The organism is Ulvibacter sp. 2305UL32-6, assembly GCF_058148545.1.
Map to the genome: position 1 here is coordinate 1 of NZ_JBYVKA010000060.1, position 773 is coordinate 773.

The following is a 773-nucleotide window of genomic DNA, read 5'->3' on the forward strand; positions in this document are numbered from 1 at the left end:
CGTTGTGATGCATATAAACGAATCCCTAAAATGAAATTAAACTTAGCCAAATATTTGATAATGCTACTGCTTTTGGCAAGTTGTGGGAATCAGAAAAAAGAAATCAAAGAATATGGATTTAAACTAAAAGATTCAGACAGTTTAAATATTTCAATTCGAATATCGGAATTTAATAATTATGAAAAATTTATTGACCGACTAAAAGAAATTGTCTGTTATGATAGTATTCCAAACATTGTAATCGAAACGGAAAATCAAATTCGGAATATTTACCCAATAGAATACTGTGAAATTCCAATGTTTCACCCAAGATTTAGAAACACGTTTTTCATTCGAATGGACAGTATTGTCAAGAATGACCGAAAAGTCGAAATCTCTGAATTGAGTACCTTAATGAAACAGAACTATGAGAATATGGGAGTTAAAGAAGATTTTGCAGACAGTCCAGAAAAAGTGTTATTCATATTCGAGTACTATGAAAATAAAGGAGTAGACGGAATTGAAAAATATTTAAAAGCAATCACTAACTCGTACGACCAAATCCAATCTGAGAATGAATTGAAAATTGTTTTTTGGCCTAAAATCGATGTGATATATGAGCCTGAAAATGGAGAGTTGAAATATAAAACAAACTAAATAAATACGCAACACAACAACGTGTATAATTAATGCTTACATTCTACTTCAATTAAAAATTATATATTTAACGTACGATTTGCAACGACTGAAAATCCTACGGGTTCTCAATCGCACAAATCATACACGAACACGTT

1 protein-coding gene is annotated in these 773 nt (G+C 30.5%); it reads left to right on the forward strand.

Features of this window, described 5'->3' with window-relative positions; translation table 11 throughout:
• On the forward strand, window positions 1-636 hold a 636-nt coding region (locus ACY2RU_RS17705), incomplete at its 5' end, for a hypothetical protein (RefSeq protein WP_490139814.1).
• Window positions 637-773: the final 137 nt, after the last annotated feature.